15 protein-coding genes and 1 tRNA gene are annotated in these 16544 nt (G+C 31.0%); 15 read left to right on the top strand and 1 reads right to left on the bottom strand.

Translation table 11 applies throughout. The annotated features are described in order from the left end of the window. Positions 1–309 precede the first annotated feature (309 nt). From JG780_RS01675 to JG780_RS01620, 12 genes are all read left to right on the top strand, one after another. Positions 310–2301, top strand: coding sequence for a methyl-accepting chemotaxis protein (locus tag JG780_RS01675; protein WP_287569030.1), 1992 nt, complete (start codon positions 310–312; stop codon positions 2299–2301). Positions 2302–2397: 96 nt separating this feature from the next. Next, positions 2398–2655 carry a flagellar biosynthesis anti-sigma factor FlgM gene (flgM, locus tag JG780_RS01670; protein WP_012579638.1) on the top strand — a complete coding sequence of 86 codons (258 nt, stop codon included), beginning with the start codon at positions 2398–2400 and terminating at the stop codon, positions 2653–2655. A 3-nt stretch (positions 2656–2658) separates the two neighbouring features. Beyond that, positions 2659–3093: a flagellar export chaperone FlgN gene (flgN, locus tag JG780_RS01665; protein ID WP_287569029.1), complete on the top strand. Its 435-nt coding sequence runs from the start codon at positions 2659–2661 to the stop codon at positions 3091–3093. Between the two features lie 17 nt (positions 3094–3110). Then, on the top strand, positions 3111–5654 hold the full coding sequence (gene flgK, locus JG780_RS01660; RefSeq protein ID WP_004100636.1) for a flagellar hook-associated protein FlgK: 2544 nt from the start codon (positions 3111–3113) through the stop codon (positions 5652–5654). 12 nt (positions 5655–5666) lie between these two features. After that, the gene (gene flgL / locus JG780_RS01655) at positions 5667–6554 is read left to right on the top strand and encodes a flagellar hook-associated protein FlgL (protein ID WP_287569028.1); all 888 of its coding nucleotides are present in this window, start codon (positions 5667–5669) and stop codon (positions 6552–6554) included. After that, positions 6551–7201: a tRNA1(Val) (adenine(37)-N6)-methyltransferase gene (locus JG780_RS01650; RefSeq protein WP_012579635.1), complete on the top strand. Its 651-nt coding sequence runs from the start codon at positions 6551–6553 to the stop codon at positions 7199–7201. The genes flgL and JG780_RS01650 overlap by 4 nt, the downstream gene beginning before the upstream one ends. 23 nt (positions 7202–7224) lie before the next feature. Continuing rightward, positions 7225–9153: a CHASE2 domain-containing protein gene (locus tag JG780_RS01645; protein WP_287569027.1), complete on the top strand. Its 1929-nt coding sequence runs from the start codon at positions 7225–7227 to the stop codon at positions 9151–9153. Next, entirely contained in the window at positions 9146–10084 is a 939-nt protein-coding gene (locus JG780_RS01640; protein ID WP_287569026.1) for an HD-GYP domain-containing protein, read from the top strand. Before JG780_RS01645 ends, JG780_RS01640 begins: the two co-directional genes overlap by 8 nt. Further along, entirely contained in the window at positions 10077–10709 is a 633-nt protein-coding gene (locus JG780_RS01635) for a DUF3307 domain-containing protein (protein ID WP_114702182.1), read from the top strand. The genes JG780_RS01640 and JG780_RS01635 overlap by 8 nt, the downstream gene beginning before the upstream one ends. Further along, positions 10706–11626, top strand: coding sequence for a FecR family protein (locus tag JG780_RS01630; RefSeq protein WP_287569025.1), 921 nt, complete (start codon positions 10706–10708; stop codon positions 11624–11626). Before JG780_RS01635 ends, JG780_RS01630 begins: the two co-directional genes overlap by 4 nt. A 19-nt stretch (positions 11627–11645) precedes the next feature. Further along, positions 11646–12725 (top strand): hypothetical protein, encoded by a 1080-nt coding sequence (locus JG780_RS01625; protein ID WP_287569024.1) that lies wholly within the window; start codon positions 11646–11648, stop codon positions 12723–12725. Between the two features lie 4 nt (positions 12726–12729). Beyond that, positions 12730–13947, top strand: coding sequence for an HD domain-containing phosphohydrolase (locus JG780_RS01620; protein WP_012579630.1), 1218 nt, complete (start codon positions 12730–12732; stop codon positions 13945–13947). A gap of 13 nt (positions 13948–13960) precedes the next feature. Here the strand turns inward: JG780_RS01620 and JG780_RS01615 are convergent. Further along, positions 13961–14034 (bottom strand) — tRNA-Gln (locus JG780_RS01615). 64 nt (positions 14035–14098) lie between these two features. Here JG780_RS01615 and sdaAB point away from each other — a divergent pair. The 3 genes from sdaAB to JG780_RS01600 all read left to right on the top strand — a co-directional run bounded on the left by sdaAB (position 14099) and on the right by JG780_RS01600 (position 16542). Next, on the top strand, positions 14099–14746 hold the full coding sequence (sdaAB, locus tag JG780_RS01610) for an L-serine ammonia-lyase, iron-sulfur-dependent subunit beta (RefSeq protein WP_004100646.1): 648 nt from the start codon (positions 14099–14101) through the stop codon (positions 14744–14746). Further along, entirely contained in the window at positions 14746–15603 is an 858-nt protein-coding gene (gene sdaAA, locus JG780_RS01605) for an L-serine ammonia-lyase, iron-sulfur-dependent, subunit alpha (RefSeq protein WP_004100648.1), read from the top strand. The genes sdaAB and sdaAA overlap by 1 nt, the downstream gene beginning before the upstream one ends. 153 nt (positions 15604–15756) lie before the next feature. Beyond that, entirely contained in the window at positions 15757–16542 is a 786-nt protein-coding gene (locus JG780_RS01600; RefSeq protein ID WP_287569023.1) for a DUF4912 domain-containing protein, read from the top strand. Positions 16543–16544 lie beyond the last annotated feature (2 nt).

Below are 16544 nucleotides of genomic sequence, written 5' to 3'. Positions count from 1 at the left end.
TGAAAAAGTGTTAGTCTTTAATGATTAAATTTATCCTTTTTGCTTTCCACGTATTTTATTTTTTAATAAATAATGGCCACACACTCCTTTTTTCCTGCCGTTAATATTATTATTTCCACCGTATGCTTCTTAATGTTTTTCCAAGCTAAAATTATAAGTTTTTTGAAAAAATTATTTTAGTAGTTTTTTTGATATTTTTTTATGGTAAAATATTTATGTAATGTAAAAAAATGAATAAAAAAGCAAATATAAAATTAAAAAGGTTAAAAAGTTATTTTTTAAAGTTCAAGCTTTTATGGAGGTGAAATTATGTTTAAAAATTTGTCAATAAGGGCAAAGCTGTGGCTTCTTTTGATCTTATCTGCTGTCTTACCTCTTGCTATTATTTCAACTGTAGCAATAGTTAATTCATATAGCGTCGGAAAGGAGTTAGGAACAACTTCTCTTTTATCGATAGCAACTTCGGGAACAAAAAATTTGGAAAATTTTCTTCAAGGATATGTAAATCTTGTGGATTTTCTTTCTTCTGATGCCAACGTTGTTGGTGCAAAGGAAAACAAGTACGATGAGGTTACATGGATGCTGAAAACTTTTAAAAATATTAAAGATAAGTATAAAGATGCTTTGTGGATTTATCTTGGAACTTCAGATAAAAAATTTTATATATATCCCGATGCTGAACTACCAGAGGGTTATGATCCAACAAAACGGCCATGGTACGTTGATGCAGTAAAAAACAAAGGTAAGGTAATTATAACTGAGCCATATCTAGATGCTTCAACAAGTGACATTGTAATAACTGTTGCAAAGGCTGTTGTGAATAATGGACAGATAATTGGTGTTGTGGCGCTTGATTTTAAGGCATCAGAACTTGCAAATTCCCTTCTTTCAACTAAATTTGGAGAAAATGGATATTCTTATCTGTTATCATCTGATGGTAAAACGTTATTACACGTAGATGAAGAAAAAATCGGTAAATCCGGTGCAGACATGGATTGGTTTAAACAAATGATTAATAGTAAAAATAAATCAGGAGTTATAGAATATGTTTACGATGGAATAAAGAGAATGGCAGGATTTTCAAAGATGGATAATGGGTGGATATTTGTAACTGTTGCTCTTTCAAAAGAAGTAAATAAACGAGCAACTGAAATTATGATCTTACTTGTTGTCATTTCAATAGTTGCAATTGCAATTTCATTTATTTTTGGAAGCTTTACAGGAAATTCAGTAGTAAAACCTATAAAGTCACTTGTTGAGGTAATTGAAAAACTTGGAAATGGTGATCTAACTCAAAGAGTAGAGATTAATTCAAAAGATGAAATTGGGCACATGTCAGAACAGCTTAATAAAGCACTTGATAATTTGTCTGTACTTATTTCACAAGTTGATCAAAATACATTGAAACTTAGAGAAAATTCAGAAAAACTTACAACACTTTCTGTGGAGCAAGAAAATGAAGTGGAAGAACTTACTAAAAATATAGAAGAGATAAACTATGAAATTCAAAATGCATCATCTGCGATAGAAGAAACTACAAGTGGTGTGGAAGAAGTTGCAGCAAGCGCTCAAAACGTTTCAAAGACATCACAAGACCTAACTGAAAAAGCTACAGAAGTTTCAAATTCTGCAAAAGATAGTGAAAAAGCTATAGATACTATAGTTCAAATTATTGAAAACATAAAGTTAAAATCTCAATCTATGTCAGAAAAAGTTGATGATCTTGCAAGCAATGCTAACAATATTGGAGAAATAGTTGAAACTATTTCAAGCATAGCCGAACAAACGAACCTTCTTGCATTGAATGCGGCGATAGAGGCTGCAAGGGCAGGAGAGGCAGGAAAAGGGTTTGCAGTTGTTGCTGATGAAATTAGAAAGCTTGCTGAAGAAAGTAAATCTGCAACTGATAAAATTACACAGATATTGAAAAATATTCAACAACGTTCTGAGGATGTTAGAACAGAAACAGGAGACATGGTAGAAATAGTTTCTAATGCAAGTAAAGAAAGTGAAAATATTGCAAGTAATTTAAGGGGAATATTAAATCAAATAACAGATATTTCCGGAATGATAGAAAATCTTGCTGCAATTGCACAAGAGCAAAGTGCTGCTGCAGAAGAGATGGCAAGTGCTATGGATGTTGCTAGTAGAAACGTGACAAGCGTTGCTGAAAAAATGGAATCAGTTGTTGATTCAACAAAACTTCAAAAGGAAAGATCGGTTGAGGTTAAAAATGCAGGAGATGAAGTATCACAAATTGCTAACAAACTTTATGAAGAAGTTAAGAAATTCAAGTTTTAATTGATTTTAATAGAAGCCAAGTTCCCTCCACAAACGTGGAGGGAATTTTTAATTTTTTTACTTTTTTCCGATAAGTAATATTGGAGGTGAAAATGTATGGAAATAAAAAAAATAGGTGGATATGGGTATATTCAAGGAATAAATAGTAAGAATGCAGAAAAAATAAATAGGAAGAAAAATGGTAAAGATAAAGTTGATTTTTCTGCAACGCTTGAAATCAAAAAACTTTTGTATGAATCAAAAAACATTCCTGAGGTTAGAGAAAAGTTAGTAAATGAATTAAAACAAGCGATTGAAAATGGAACGTTCAAGATTGATCCTGAAAAAATTGCAAAGGCAATATTGGGAGGGTAAAAGATGAAAGATTTATTGAAAAATCAAATTAATTTGTTAAAAAGTATTATTGAATCTTTTAAGCTTGCAGAAAGAGCATTAATAGAGAAAGATGTACAAAATCTTTCAAGACATATTTCAAAAGTTGAGGAATACTCTTTTAACTTTGAAAGCCTTGAAGAAGAGCTAAATAAGGAAATAAATAAGATGGGTTATAAGTCAATAAAAGAATATATTGAAAAGACTAATGACAGTGAAGTTGCATATTTGCTTGCGACTTTAGTTGAGAATCTTAATGAATTGACTATCGTTATGTCTAATTTTAAAAATTTAGTGGATTTTGAAAACAAATATTTTGAATTTATAAAATCGTTATTTTCAAATACTTCCACTACTTCAACTTACACAAAAAAGGGTTATGGAGTTAATCAGAAATCATTAATTGATAAAGCATATTAATATAGAGGAGTGATTGAATGCCAGATATTAGCCTTTTTGGGGCTTTAAATACAGGATTATTAGGAGTTTATACTAGTAAGCTTGCAATGAATGTTGTTTCACATAATATAGCAAATGCCAATACTCCCGGATTTTCAAGGCAAGTTCCAATTATTAGGACAATGCCTCCTATACCTGCTACAACACTTACTCAACCTTCTATTCCTTTACAGATTGGTACTGGTTCAAAGGTAAAAGATATTCAAAGAATTCGAGATGAATTTTTAGATATACAATACAGACAAGTAAATAACAAATACAATTATTGGGATTCAATTACTGCTAATCTGCATTTTGTCGAGCAACTTTTTGCTGAGCCTGGAGATTCGGGTATTAGGTACCTTTTTGATTCGATGTGGTCAGGAATAGAAGAAATTATTACTGATCCAACAAATAGTGCAGCAAAGAGGGAGCTAGTAAGTAGGGCGGAAGAATTAGTTAAAAATGTAAAAGATTTGTATTCAAGACTCGAACAATTAAGAGAGGATCTTGACTATGAAATATCCCAAAGAGTTGAGCAAATTAATGGAATGGTAAAAAGACTTGCTGATATAAATTCAAAAGTAAGACTTTCTATGGCGTTGAAATCTACTCCAAATGATCTTTTGGATGAAAGAGATAGGATTTTAGATGATTTATCAAAATTTGCTGATATTTTTTATACCGAAGATGCATCAGGTCAAATATCTTTGAGAATAGGAGATCAAATCGTATTGACTGGTAGTGATGTTAATGAATTAAGAGCACTTGAAAGACCATATGGGAAAGGATTTAAAGAAATTTTTGTAGGAAATTCAAAGGTTGATATACATGATGGAAGTTTGAAGGCAGCTATGGACTTGAGGGATGATATAATAGTCAAATATATGAATAGGCTTGATGAATTTGTTCTTTACTTAACTGATAAATTTAATTTGATTCACAAAGATGGATTTAACTCTGATGGAAGTGTAACAGGGTTGAATTTCTTTAATGAAATGACAGCTGATAATATAGAAAATTCTGTGTTATTTAGAATAGCAGGATCAAAGAGGGTTGAAGGTGGACCTATAAAGTATATTTCAGGAATGTCAAATAGGGATAATTTGAGCGACATAACAACAAAACAATTTATTGATCAGGGTGCAATTGTATTTTTTGATGGTTCAAGCAATGCCCAGGCAATTTCAGTAAATGCTGGAGATACCATCCAGGATTTTATGAACACTGTCTCATCAAGTGGACTGTGGTTTAACTTTGAAACAGCAATTCATAATGATTCTACTTATTTGCTTAGAATGACAAGTAATACAAATGATTTAAAAGATACACTTGCATTAGATTTTAATGGAAATATGTTCAATACTATGGGTTTTAATACTAAAGATGTTGATATTTACGTTATAAACCAATCTGAATTTAATGTTCAAGAAGGCACTTATAAGATAAAAATTAACGGCACCGAGGCTAATATCAATGTAACAAGTGGATATACAATTAATGACCTTGCAAACGATATTAATTCCAATTTTTCATCTGATGTAAAAGCAGTTGTATATAATAGTAAACTTTTGATAATTCCTACAAAAAGTAATAGTTTTGATAGAAATTTAGTTAATATACAAGATTCAGATGGGCTCTTTACTCAATCAAATCTTCATGTTGAAACATATAAGGCGTTAGATACAAGTAAGGAGACTTTGGATAATATTCTAGATCATACCTTGCCATTTAAGATAACAATAGGTGCTACAAGTATTGAGATTGATCCGACTCAAACTACATTAAAAGAACTTGCAGATAAATTGAATGAGGTTGGAACAGGTATTTTGTTTGATGTTACACCTCACAATAAATTTGTAATTAGAGGGACAAGGTCTATGGATTTTAAAATTGATAAAACAATAAAAGGGCCAGAGGCATTATTTGTAAAATTAGGATTTATAGATGCAGATTCTGATCCAACAAACGATTGGGATGAAGATTATGTATTTTTAAATCCTTTTGACGAGCCAAAGTCTTTAAGAGAAAGATTTGCAAAAGCTGATACTTTATTTGTTGATAAAATAACTACAAATGAACCTTTTAGATTTGTTGAAAAGTTTAAGGTAAATTCAACCGTGAGTGTTAATCCTGAAACTATTGCAGTTGATTATGGTAAAATAGAGGATAACACAAATTGGGATGCGAAAGTATTTAGTCCAACAGGTCAGGCTAATACAGCAATTATGGAAATTCTTTCAAAAATGCGTTTTGAAAAGATCTTAAATGATGGAAGAGAGAGTTTTGCAGAATATTTAGGTGGAATTGTTGCAGAGATGGGAGTTGAAGGTGAAACAGCGATGAAAATGAAAGATAATACGGATATTATAATGAAAGATATAAGCAATGAAAGAGAAAGAGTTAAAGGCGTTTCATTAGATGAAGAAATGGCAAATATGATAAAGTTTCAACATGCATTTAATGCCTCTGCAAGGGTAATGACTGCTGTGGATGAGATGATAGGTAGGGTTATTGATAGACTAGGAGTTGTAGGAAGATAGGGAGGGATTTAAATGAGAATAACTAATGGAATGATAAATGAAAGAACATTATTTAATATACAACATAGTTTGTATAGAATTTCAAAGCTTCATGATAAGCTTTCTTCGGGAAAAGAAGTTTCATATCCTAGTGATGACGCAGTAGTTGCAACGAGAGCTTCTAATATATCCAGCCGTATGAGAGAATTAAAACAATTTAAGAGGAATGTTGAACATACCCAAAACTTTGTGAATATATATGATTCTACCATACAAGAACTTACAAATGTGTATCATAGAATAAAAGAACTTATTGTTAGAGGAGCTAATGGGACGAATGATGCTGCTGAAAGAGAAGCAATAGCTTCTGAACTTGAAAAATTAAAAGAACATCTTGAAGATATTGCAAATACGCAACTTGGTGGTGAGTATATATTTGGTGGAGCAAAAAGTGATCTAAAGCCTGTTGAAAATGGAAAAATTCAAACTCCTCCTGATGCAAATATAAAAAGAAAAGTAAACGCTATGGGTTTTACGATTGAGTATGGAGTTACTGTTTACGATGTTTTCAAGCTAGAAAATGGAAAGGATGCATTTACAGTTATAGATGATGCAATAAATGCATTAAGAGAAGGAAACAGCTTAAAGCTTTCAAATATTACTTTAAAAGAAGTAAATTTATTGGAAAGCTCTACAATGGAAGTATTTGCCCAAATAGGTGCAAATTCCCGTACATTAGAGTTGGTAAGCTCAAGGTTAACAGATATTGATACGTTTATGACTGAATATCTTTCAAAGGAACAAGATGCAGATCTTACAAAGGTTTTAACAGATCTTTCTATGCAACAATCAGTTCTTCAAGCTGCTTTAAAATCAGCTGCACAAGTATTGCAAAAAACGTTGGTTGATTTTGTATCATGATTAAACTACCACCATTTGATAAAAATCTTGGAAGGGATATTAAAACTATTGATATTGATGGACATAAGCCGACGCATGCGTCGGTATTTCTTTTGTGGTATTCATTGCCAACAAGAGACATTAAGAATGTATGTGAATTGGGTAGTGGGACAGGTTTTGTAAGCTTTGGACTTTCGAAGTATTATAACTTAAAAGTTACGGGAATTGAAGTACAAGAAGAGCTTTTTAATGCTTCAGTAAAGGCTATAGAATTGAACAATGTTTATAATGTGGATTTTTTTAACTTAGATCTTAAAGATGTAAAAAATCATTTTTCTGCGGAAAGTTTTGATATGGTAGTTTTTAATCCACCTTACCATTTCTCTTCAAGTTCTGAAAATAAAATAAGGGAGATTTCAAGAAAATCAAGTCAAGAACTTTTAGAAATTTTTATATCATCTGCTTCTTTTTTGTTGAGAAATCGAGGGACTTTCGTAACAGTTGTTGCCCCTTATATTTTTCCTCTGCTTAACAACATCCTTTTAAAATATAGATTAACACCTCAGCAAATGTGTATAGCATATGGCAAAAAGGCAGAGTTAATTGCAATAAGAGGGCGTAAAAATGGAGGAATGCATTTTGAAATTGATAGACCGGTATATTTTTAATTAATATGTGGTAGAATTATAGTATGAAAATATTATATTATTTATCAGCGGTTCTTCTTATTGTTTATGTTTTATTTTTATTTTTTCAAGTACCATTTATAGATTTTTTTGAATTAAAAATTATGGATCTATTTTATCGAATAAGGGGCTCAGTTAATATAACTCCCGATGTAGTGATTGTTGGAATTGATGAGTATTCTTTAACTTCCCTTGAAGCTGAAAAGGATGTATGGCCGTGGTCAAGGCACCACTATGGAAAGGTTGTTAAGAATTTATTTAATGCTGGGGCAAAAGTTGTTGTATTTGATGTGTCTTTTACAGAAGAAGATGAAACAAATCCAATGTACGATAATTATTTTGCAAGTATTATTTCAAAATACAAAAATGTGATTTTAGGTACCTATCTGATAAATGAAAAAGATACATATCAAAAGTACAATGAAAAGATCAAAGAAAAACTTGAAAATAATATTACTTACCTAAATTATACCTACAAAATGAAAAATTTTAAAAGCCTAGATTTCATACAACCCATTGAAATTTACAAAGTCCGCCCGCCTATATTGAAGTTTTCATCACTTGTTCCTTCTGCAACATATGAAATTGGTGAAATAGATGTAGATGGCGTTGTAAGAAGTTTACCTTTGTTTTTTAAGGAGTTATGGGCCAATGAAATGGGAATTTCTTCAGGATTTTTACCTCATATGGATGTTTTGGCGGTTGCAATGTTTAAAAATGCAGATTTAACAAATTTAATAGTTGATTTTGACAAAAGAATAGTTGAAATAAAAGATTTAAAAATTCCTTTTGATTTAAATGGCCTTTTTAAAATTTTTTATTATGGAAATAATATATTTAAAGAAATTTCATTTTATGATATTGAAACGGGGAATTTTAACAAAGATATCTTTAAAAATAAAATTGTGATTATTGGGTACACAGCAACTGCTAAAGGATTGTATGACCTTAGAATAACTCCATTTTCAAACAATACTCCTGGAGTTTATATTCATGCAACTGCTATTCAAAATATGCTATCAGGTGATACTTTAATTAGAGCATCAACTTGGTTGAGGTTATTATTTACTACATTAGCAATTATTTATGTTCTTTTGTTTTCAAGGTCAAAAAATATAAAAGTAAATATTTTGGCTCTTCTTTCTGTACCATTAATTTTTCTAGTTTCATATATGTTATTCTTAAATCAAGTGTATCTAGATAGCTTTTTTCCGGTAGTTTCTTGTATTATTTTAAGTACTACAAATATTTCAAAGAATCTTATTCAAGAGAATAAAGAAAAAAAGAAAATCAAAGAATATCTATATAGATATGTTCCAGATAATGTAGCTGATTATTTGATAAAAAGTGGAAAGTTAACACTTGGTGGAGAAACAAGAAATATTGTTGTACTTTTTTCAGACATAAAAGGTTTTACAAGTCTTTCTGAAAAACTTGACGCAAGTGAATTAGTTGAATTGTTAAACAGCTATTTAACAAGAATGAGTGACATTATAAAAAATAAATATAATGGAACAATTGATAAATTTGTTGGAGATGCCATAATGGCTGTTTTTGGTGCACCAATTAGTTTTGAGGATGATATTGAAAGGGCTTTAAAATGTGCACTTGAGATGAGACAAGAATTAAGAAAATTTAACAGTGAGAATAATATGAATTTGGATAGCGGTATAGGAATTCATTTTGGTCCAGCAATTGTAGGTAACATTGGAGCACCTTTTAGAATGGATTATACAAGCATAGGAGATACTGTTAATACTTGTTCAAGGATAGAACACTTAACGCGAGAACTGCCAGCAAATGTAATTGTTTCTGAAAGTGTTTACAAACTTGCAAAAGAAAAATTTGAGTTTATTTTTCTTGGAGAATATCGTGTTAAAGGGAAGAGCATGCCGTTAAAATTATATGAATTAAAGGGTGAGAAGAATGTTTGAGTTTAAGAACTTGGTTGTAGACAGTTTTGGAAAAGCAGGAAAAAAAGTTATTTTAAAACTTGATATAAAAGATCATACTATAGAAATATATGATGCACTACCTGATTATGAAACACTTTATTTTATAGCAAATTTTTTTGAAATTTTTGATCCAAAATTTTCAGAAAATATAATTTCGAAAATAATAAATTCAAACAATTTAGATGATGTACTAAATTCTATGAAAAAGGTATGGGATCTTGACGATATATTATATGACGAAAATAATTTTGAAATTGAATTTAGTAATAATACATTTTACTTTCCAATATATAGTAAAACTGCTGGTAGGCTTGGAACTATTATTTTAAAAGGAAATTTAAGTCCTGATTTCATTCTAAATTTTCTTGCAATTTCTGATGCTATAACTTCCATATTAGAAGGTTTTATATTAAAGATGAGAGTTTCTGAACTTTTATATAGTACTTTAGAAGCTTTATCAAAAGCACTCACTAAGAAGATAAACGTTGATGAAAAATTGCAGAAAGAGATAGAAAATAAAATAATAGCCATTGGCGAAAAATTTAATATTCCAAAAGATATATTGAAGATTGCAAGTAAAATTTATGATTTAGGGAAAATAGGTGTGCCTGATTATGTATTTTCTAAAAAGGAACTTAGTAAAGAAGATTTAGAAATTTTAAATAAACATGTGGAATACGGGTATGAAATATTAAGTAAGATAGAAGATATTCCAGATCAAATATTAAAAGCAGTTTTGTATCATCATGAAAAGAAGGATGGAAGTGGTCCATTAAAAGTCAAAGATGTTCCACTATTAGCCCAAATTATTGGAATAGTTTTGGAAGTTGTTGAAAATAAAACTCCAATTGATGCTTTGCAAGGGAAATACGATGAAAAGCTCATTGAGGAGATGAAAAAGAATGGATAGGTTTATACATTTGTTTCTTGGACATCTTGTTGGAGACTATGTACTTCAAAATAAATTTATAGCATCTTACAAGCAAAAAAAATTAAAAGTTCTTTTGATGCACATAATTTTAATTTTCTTTAGTCAGGTTGCTTTTTTTGCGGGAAAAGACTTTAATATTAATTCAATATACATAATTTCTTTTGTAACACTTTCTCATTTTTTTATTGACTTTTTTAAATACAAAAATAATAATAAGCCATTTTTTAAGAGTCCAAAATACTATTTGATAGATCAATTGATGCATATTTTTACACTTTTTCTAGCTTCTATTTTTTCAACTCAAACCTTTTTTTATATTCCAAATAAACTTGCAGTAATTTTAATTTCTGCTATTTTTAATGCCTATTTTCTTGGAATTTACACTTTTATTCTAAAAAATAATGTTGGTGAATATAAGCGTGATTTTGTAGGCTACATTGTTAGAGGACTTTGCCCTATCTTTTATATTTTTGGACCCCTTGTTTATTCAGTATATACTTTATTGACAGGGTTTTTTTCACTTTACTTTTTAAAAAGTTATCAGGTAATTTCCTGGGCTCTTTCAATCATATCGACCATAATTTTTATGGAGGTGTTATTATGAAAAAAATACTTTTTCTCCTTATAGTTTTATTTTCAATTTCAATTTTTGCAAGTCTTACAGTTATACCTGATGCAACAGTTGTAGAAGTTGGAAGCCCGTTAGGAATAAAGGTGATTTCTGATAAAACAGTATTTGTTGAATTTAGTCTTGGTGGTTTTGAACCAGCTGATGTGGTATTTGATGGAATTGCTGGAGACTCATATGTTTATTACATTGCTCCTTTAATTGAAGCGAGTGACACTCTTATTTTCAAAACATCGAATGAGTCAACGTCGATAACTATTTACTTTGTTAAAAGTAGTGAAGAGGTAAAAAATAAATCATTTGCAAAGGTCAAAAGTTTTTCTGGACACGTTGCAATTAAGAAAGGAGACCTTTGGAATTCAATAACATCTGAGACGGTAATTGAAGAAGGAGACGAAATATTAACAATGGAAAATTCCTTTGTTGAAGTAGAGTTTGAAGATGGTAGTGTATCAAAAATACTAGAAAATTCCCAGGTTTTATTCGAAAGAATTAGATACGACAAAGGTGTAGTTGACATAGTAATGGACCTAAAAAAAGGAAAAAGTTATAATATAGTTCAAAAGCTTTTGAATAAGTTTTCAAAGTTTAGAATAAAAACCGAGAGTGTCACAGCAGGTGTTAGAGGAACAAGATTTGCTGTTTTTGAAAATGGAAAAATATTAACGTACGAAGGATCAGTGTTTGCCTATTTTTCAGATGGAAAGGTTTTACCGGTTAAAGAAGGATACGCTTTAGAATCATTTGAAAAACCGAAAAAGGTAGATATACCTGAAGAGGAATTTGTTAAAGTGATGCCCGAAAAGCCAACAACTAAAAAAGAAGAGGTTAAGGAAAAAGAGAAAACAACGTCTATACAACCGAGCGTCTCCAGTTTCTGTTGGACCTGTTAGAAAAGGTAATGATTATTATATGGTTTATTCGATAGCTCCTGAGTTTGATTTTGGTTTAGTAAGAGTTGGAGTTGGATTTACTGCGTATTCTACTGATGTTTCAGGTAATTTGTATTATGGACTTCCTTCGGATAATCCAAGTACAAATATAATCAATGGACTTACATTAAACTCTTTGGCCTTTAAAATTTTTAATGTGGATTTTAGATACGGTAATATGCTTCCAAAGTCACTTGGGCTTGGATTTACAACTAGAAATTATTACAACCCATTTTCAAAGAGTTTTGATATTGAATATGATAGTGATAAATTTTTGTTGTATGCTCGACTACCGTATGAGCTTTCAAAGATTTATCCAATTGAATTTTTAACGTCTGATTCTATTTTCTTGGCTGAGGCTAGCATAAAATTTAATTTACCATTTATTGGAGAATCAAGCATTGGTGTAGGTGTTACTATTGATACGCAGGCAAGTTCAGCTTTCCTAGAAGATATTTCTGCAACGCCGGTTGAATCTGCATATTCACTATTTTTGAAAAAAGAAATTTTTAAGAACTTTGATTTTGGAATAGAATTGTCTGTTGAAAATGGCTTAAATGACTATTCATTAGGAAGCTTTGCAGGCTTTTATGGTAACTTTTCATTTGTTAATCTAACCGCAGGTATATATTATTACCTAGATGGATTTGTACCTTTCTATTTTAATAATAACTACTCTTATTTAAAGAGTACTAATAAATTACCAGCTATGGATAGTAAAAGTTCCTCAGGATATCTTTCTGGCTTTGACTTTGATACAAGTTTTGCTAAGGGTAAATTATATCTATATGGAACATTAACCAATTTTTCAAGCTCTACTCTTGAAGGACAAATTGAGATATCAATTCCTCAAATTGGAACTTTTAGTGGTTTGTCTATAGCTGGATATTACTTTGATAAAACACCATTTGAAGGAAGTTTGTTCAGTTTAGACACAACATCTTATTTAAAAATTATTTATCCTTTAGCTGGAGAATCATTCTCAGCAGGAGTAATATTTATGTGGGATGGAGAAAAGTGGAATGAAAATGTAATTATCGGAGTGGATCTTTGGAGGTGATAGATTGTATGCACCTTATTGGGTATCTGGGTACATTATTGATAAGGAAATAATTGGAAAAAAAAGTAAGATAAAGGTTAATATAGATGGCATTGAGTTTTATCTTTTAGAGAAAGATATCAACTATTCGATTTTGAAAATGCTTGTGAGGCATGCAAAGAAAAAAAGTCTAAAAATATTAGATGATGTTGAGAAAGTTTCGTTTATGGCTGCAAAACTTAATAGTTCATTGCGACTTTCTACTTTGCTAAAAAATATTCAGGAAAGTATATGCAATATTTTAGATGCAGAAGCTGCTTCTGTGTTACTTTTAAAAGATGATCACTTGCAATTTCTTGTTACTGTTGGAAAGGCGAGCGGAAAGATAGAAAGTATACCAGTCCCTATGGAATCAATTGCTGGGACAATATATAAAAGTGGAAAAGCTATGGTTTTTAACGACCTTTCTAAAGCTCCACACTTTAAGAAAGTTGATAAAGTTTCAAAGTTTAAAACTAAAAATATTGTAGGTGCACCAATATATTCAGATCAAGAAAAAGTTGGAGTAATTGAGGTTTTAAATAAAGAGGATGGATTTAATGATAGAGACGCAAAGATAGTTGAATTATTTGCAAAGTTAATAGGAAAGAAGTTATTGAGTACATGGGAACATGAAAAGTTTAGTAAGCTGTTTAAAAACATAATTCTTGCGTTTTCTACAATGATAGATAAAAGGGATAAATATACACATATGCATTCTAAAAATGTAGCGTATATTTCAAGGTTAATAGGAGAAGAGCTTGGTTTTTCTGAACATACCCTTGAACAATTGGAATATTCTGCAATTTTACATGATGTAGGAAAAATTGGTATTCCAGACAGCTTGTTACTAAAAAAGGGAAAATTAACAGATGAAGAATACAAAATTATTCAGTCACATACTATTATGGGCGCAGAAATTTTAGAAGAAATAAAACATACAACTTATGACATTATTTCCGGAGCTTTAGAACATCATGAAAGACTCGATGGAACTGGTTATCCTTATGGAAAGAAAAATGGAGAAATAAGTCTTTTTGGAAGAATAATTGCCATTGCTGATGTCTACGATGCTTTAACTGCAAAAAGACCTTATAAAGAACCATGGCCGAAAGAAAAAGTATTGAAAATTTTAAGACAAGATAGTGAAAATGGAAAATTTGATATTAAACTTGTTGAAATACTAGAAAAAATTGCCCCTTAACAGGGGCAATTTCTGGCTGGGAGGGGTGGATTCGAACCACCACTGGCGGATCCAGAGTCCGCAGTCCTGCCATTAGACGACCTCCCAACTACATATTTAATTTTATCATATAAAATGATAAAATCAAGATATAAAAAGTGAGGTGGAGTATATGAGTCTGTTGAAAATCCTTGGTCCAGTGATGGTAGGACCATCGAGTTCTCATACTTTGGGGGCATTGAAAATTTCAAGATTTGCTTATAAATTAGTTGGAAAAACTCCTGATAGAGTTACATTTTTGCTTCATGGTTCTTTTTCAAAAACATACAAAGGTCATGGAACGGATAGGGCACTTCTTGCTGGGATAATGGGATTTAAGCAGGATGATCCAAGAATAAAAGATGCATTTGAAATTGCAAAAGAAAGAGGTCTTAAGTATTCTTTTGAAATTCAGGATTTGGGTGAAGTACATCCAAATACTGTGAGAATAAAGTTTGAAGTTGATGGCATCTCCCATGAAATAGAAGGTTCATCAATAGGCGGTGGAGATATAAAAATTACAAATATAGATTCTGTTCCCTGTGATTTGTCATGGGATTATGACACACTTGTTATTGTTAACAAAGATATTCCAAAGGCACTTGAGAAAATTCTTGATGCGATAAATGTTAATGTTGCAAATCTATATTTAAGAAGAATAAATGCCTTACTTGAGAGGGCGCTAACAATTGTGGAACTTGATGAGCCTATAGACAATTTAGAAGAAATTACAAAGATTCCATACGTTTATGAATGCTATTTTATTGGGAGGGACTATTGATGACCTGGAAAGAAATAAGTGAAATGTCGAAAAATATGGAGCTTCATGAAGTTATATTAACACTTGAAATGCTTGAGAATGGTGATGATCCAGTAAATCTTAAGAATATGCTAGGGGATATTTTAAAAGTAATTTTGGAAGAATCAGAAAAACAGTATGGTAAAAAACAAAAAACTTTAACAGGTCTTACTGGAGAAAATGCATTTAAATTTAGGAATTATTCTCCAAAATTAATGGGTGAGTTCAATTATATTGCTACTACAACAGCACTTTCAATTGCAGAAAGCAATGCTTCAATGGGAAGAATAGCTGCGTGTCCTACAGCGGGTTCCTCGGGAATTATTCCAGGAGTATATTATTCCTTGTATAAGTTATTTAATCCCAGTTTTGAGGAACTTTTAAATTCATTTATAGTTTCAGGTGGTGTAGGAAACGTTATTGCAAAAAAAGCAACACTTTCCGGTGCTGCAGGAGGCTGTCAAGCAGAAATTGGTGCTGCTGCTGCAATGGCGGCTGCAGGGCTTTCATATTTTTTTATAAAATCTGCTGATGTTGCAGGTAATGCAGCAGCACTTGCACTTAAATCACTTATGGGACTTGTTTGCGATCCAGTAGGTGGATTTGTAGAAGTTCCATGTGTAAAAAGAAATGGAAATATAGTTAATTTGGCAATTTCTTCTGCAGAACTTGCCATGTCAGGAATAAAAAGTGTAATTCCATTGGATGAAGTTATTGATGCAATGTATAAAGTAGGAAAAAGTCTTCCTGAATCTTTACGTGAAACTGGTGAGGGTGGAATTGCTGCTACTCCGACTGCAAGAAAATTAATTGATAATATTAAAAATAAGCTTTTTTAGCATGTTTATACGATTTTATTCGAATATATTCTGAAATATAAATCTTTTACTCCTCCATACAACAGTTTACAACATTCTTTTATAATGTTATAATTTTATTGAAAAAATATTTACTAAAACTTTACAAAATTCTTAGTAAAAGGGGGGAGTAGGATGTTTGATGGGAATATAGAAAAGTTAAAAAAATGGTTAGATTCAAATCCGACCATTCAGGAGTTAAAATCCCAGGCAAGAATTTTAGGTCTAAAGGTAAAAAGGATGATGAAAAAAAGAGAAGTAATTAAACTCATAGAGGGCTATATTAATCAAATGCAAGAGCTTCAGGAAATTCAGAGACCTAGTTCAGCAAATTCCGTAAATAATGTTAAAGAAGATCAAGATATTAAGCAAGAAAAGGATATTAAACTTCCAGAAAGTTACAATAAAAACAAGCTTGTTGTTTTACCAGTAAATCCAAATTGGTTACATGTTTATTGGGACCTTTCTGACAAAACTAGAGAATCTTTAATGAATCTTCCAAATGGTTTTAGAATCGTATTAAGAATATATGATGTAACTTTCATAGATTTCAATGGTAATAATGCACATAGAACTTTTGAAATTTCGGTTGATTTAAGAACAATGAAAAATTACTATGTTAATGTTCCTATGCCGAATGCAGATTATCTTGCGGAGTTAGGATATGTAGCCCCCGATGGAGAATTTCACCCAATTATACGTTCCAATCTTTGTAAAACTCCCCCAAATTCTCCAAGTCAAAGCACACGTGAAAGATGGCTGGATATAAGGAAAAAGAGAAAAATAGTTACCCCTTCAGATGGTGTTTTAGTAAAAGAAGTTGAAACCATTCCAGGATCTATTTTTAACAATAACCCTATGTCCAAGGAACAATCTATTTGGCAGCTCTTTAGTAGGCTCAGAAGTGGAAGGGGGATGTAATT

Origin of the sequence: Thermosipho sp. (in: thermotogales) (genome assembly GCF_020054775.1) — a bacterium.
GTDB lineage: Bacteria > Thermotogota > Thermotogae > Thermotogales > Fervidobacteriaceae > Thermosipho > Thermosipho africanus.
This window is presented reverse-complemented; position numbering and strand designations above follow the sequence as displayed.

What these genes read in the sequence shown, in the direction of transcription:
- flgM (WP_012579638.1), top strand. Translation starts at nt 2,398, where the DNA reads ATGGAAATAAAAAAAATAGGTGGATATGGGTATATTCAAGGAATAAAT.
- JG780_RS01650 (WP_012579635.1), top strand. Translation starts at nt 6,551, where the DNA reads ATGATTAAACTACCACCATTTGATAAAAATCTTGGAAGGGATATTAAA.
- flgN (WP_287569029.1), top strand. Translation starts at nt 2,659, where the DNA reads ATGAAAGATTTATTGAAAAATCAAATTAATTTGTTAAAAAGTATTATT.
- JG780_RS01600 (WP_287569023.1), top strand. Translation starts at nt 15,757, where the DNA reads ATGTTTGATGGGAATATAGAAAAGTTAAAAAAATGGTTAGATTCAAAT.
- sdaAA (WP_004100648.1), top strand. Translation starts at nt 14,746, where the DNA reads ATGACCTGGAAAGAAATAAGTGAAATGTCGAAAAATATGGAGCTTCAT.
- JG780_RS01645 (WP_287569027.1), top strand. Translation starts at nt 7,225, where the DNA reads ATGAAAATATTATATTATTTATCAGCGGTTCTTCTTATTGTTTATGTT.
- JG780_RS01625 (WP_287569024.1), top strand. Translation starts at nt 11,646, where the DNA reads ATGGTTTATTCGATAGCTCCTGAGTTTGATTTTGGTTTAGTAAGAGTT.
- flgL (WP_287569028.1), top strand. Translation starts at nt 5,667, where the DNA reads ATGAGAATAACTAATGGAATGATAAATGAAAGAACATTATTTAATATA.
- flgK (WP_004100636.1), top strand. Translation starts at nt 3,111, where the DNA reads ATGCCAGATATTAGCCTTTTTGGGGCTTTAAATACAGGATTATTAGGA.
- JG780_RS01635 (WP_114702182.1), top strand. Translation starts at nt 10,077, where the DNA reads ATGGATAGGTTTATACATTTGTTTCTTGGACATCTTGTTGGAGACTAT.
- JG780_RS01630 (WP_287569025.1), top strand. Translation starts at nt 10,706, where the DNA reads ATGAAAAAAATACTTTTTCTCCTTATAGTTTTATTTTCAATTTCAATT.
- JG780_RS01640 (WP_287569026.1), top strand. Translation starts at nt 9,146, where the DNA reads ATGTTTGAGTTTAAGAACTTGGTTGTAGACAGTTTTGGAAAAGCAGGA.
- sdaAB (WP_004100646.1), top strand. Translation starts at nt 14,099, where the DNA reads ATGAGTCTGTTGAAAATCCTTGGTCCAGTGATGGTAGGACCATCGAGT.
- JG780_RS01675 (WP_287569030.1), top strand. Translation starts at nt 310, where the DNA reads ATGTTTAAAAATTTGTCAATAAGGGCAAAGCTGTGGCTTCTTTTGATC.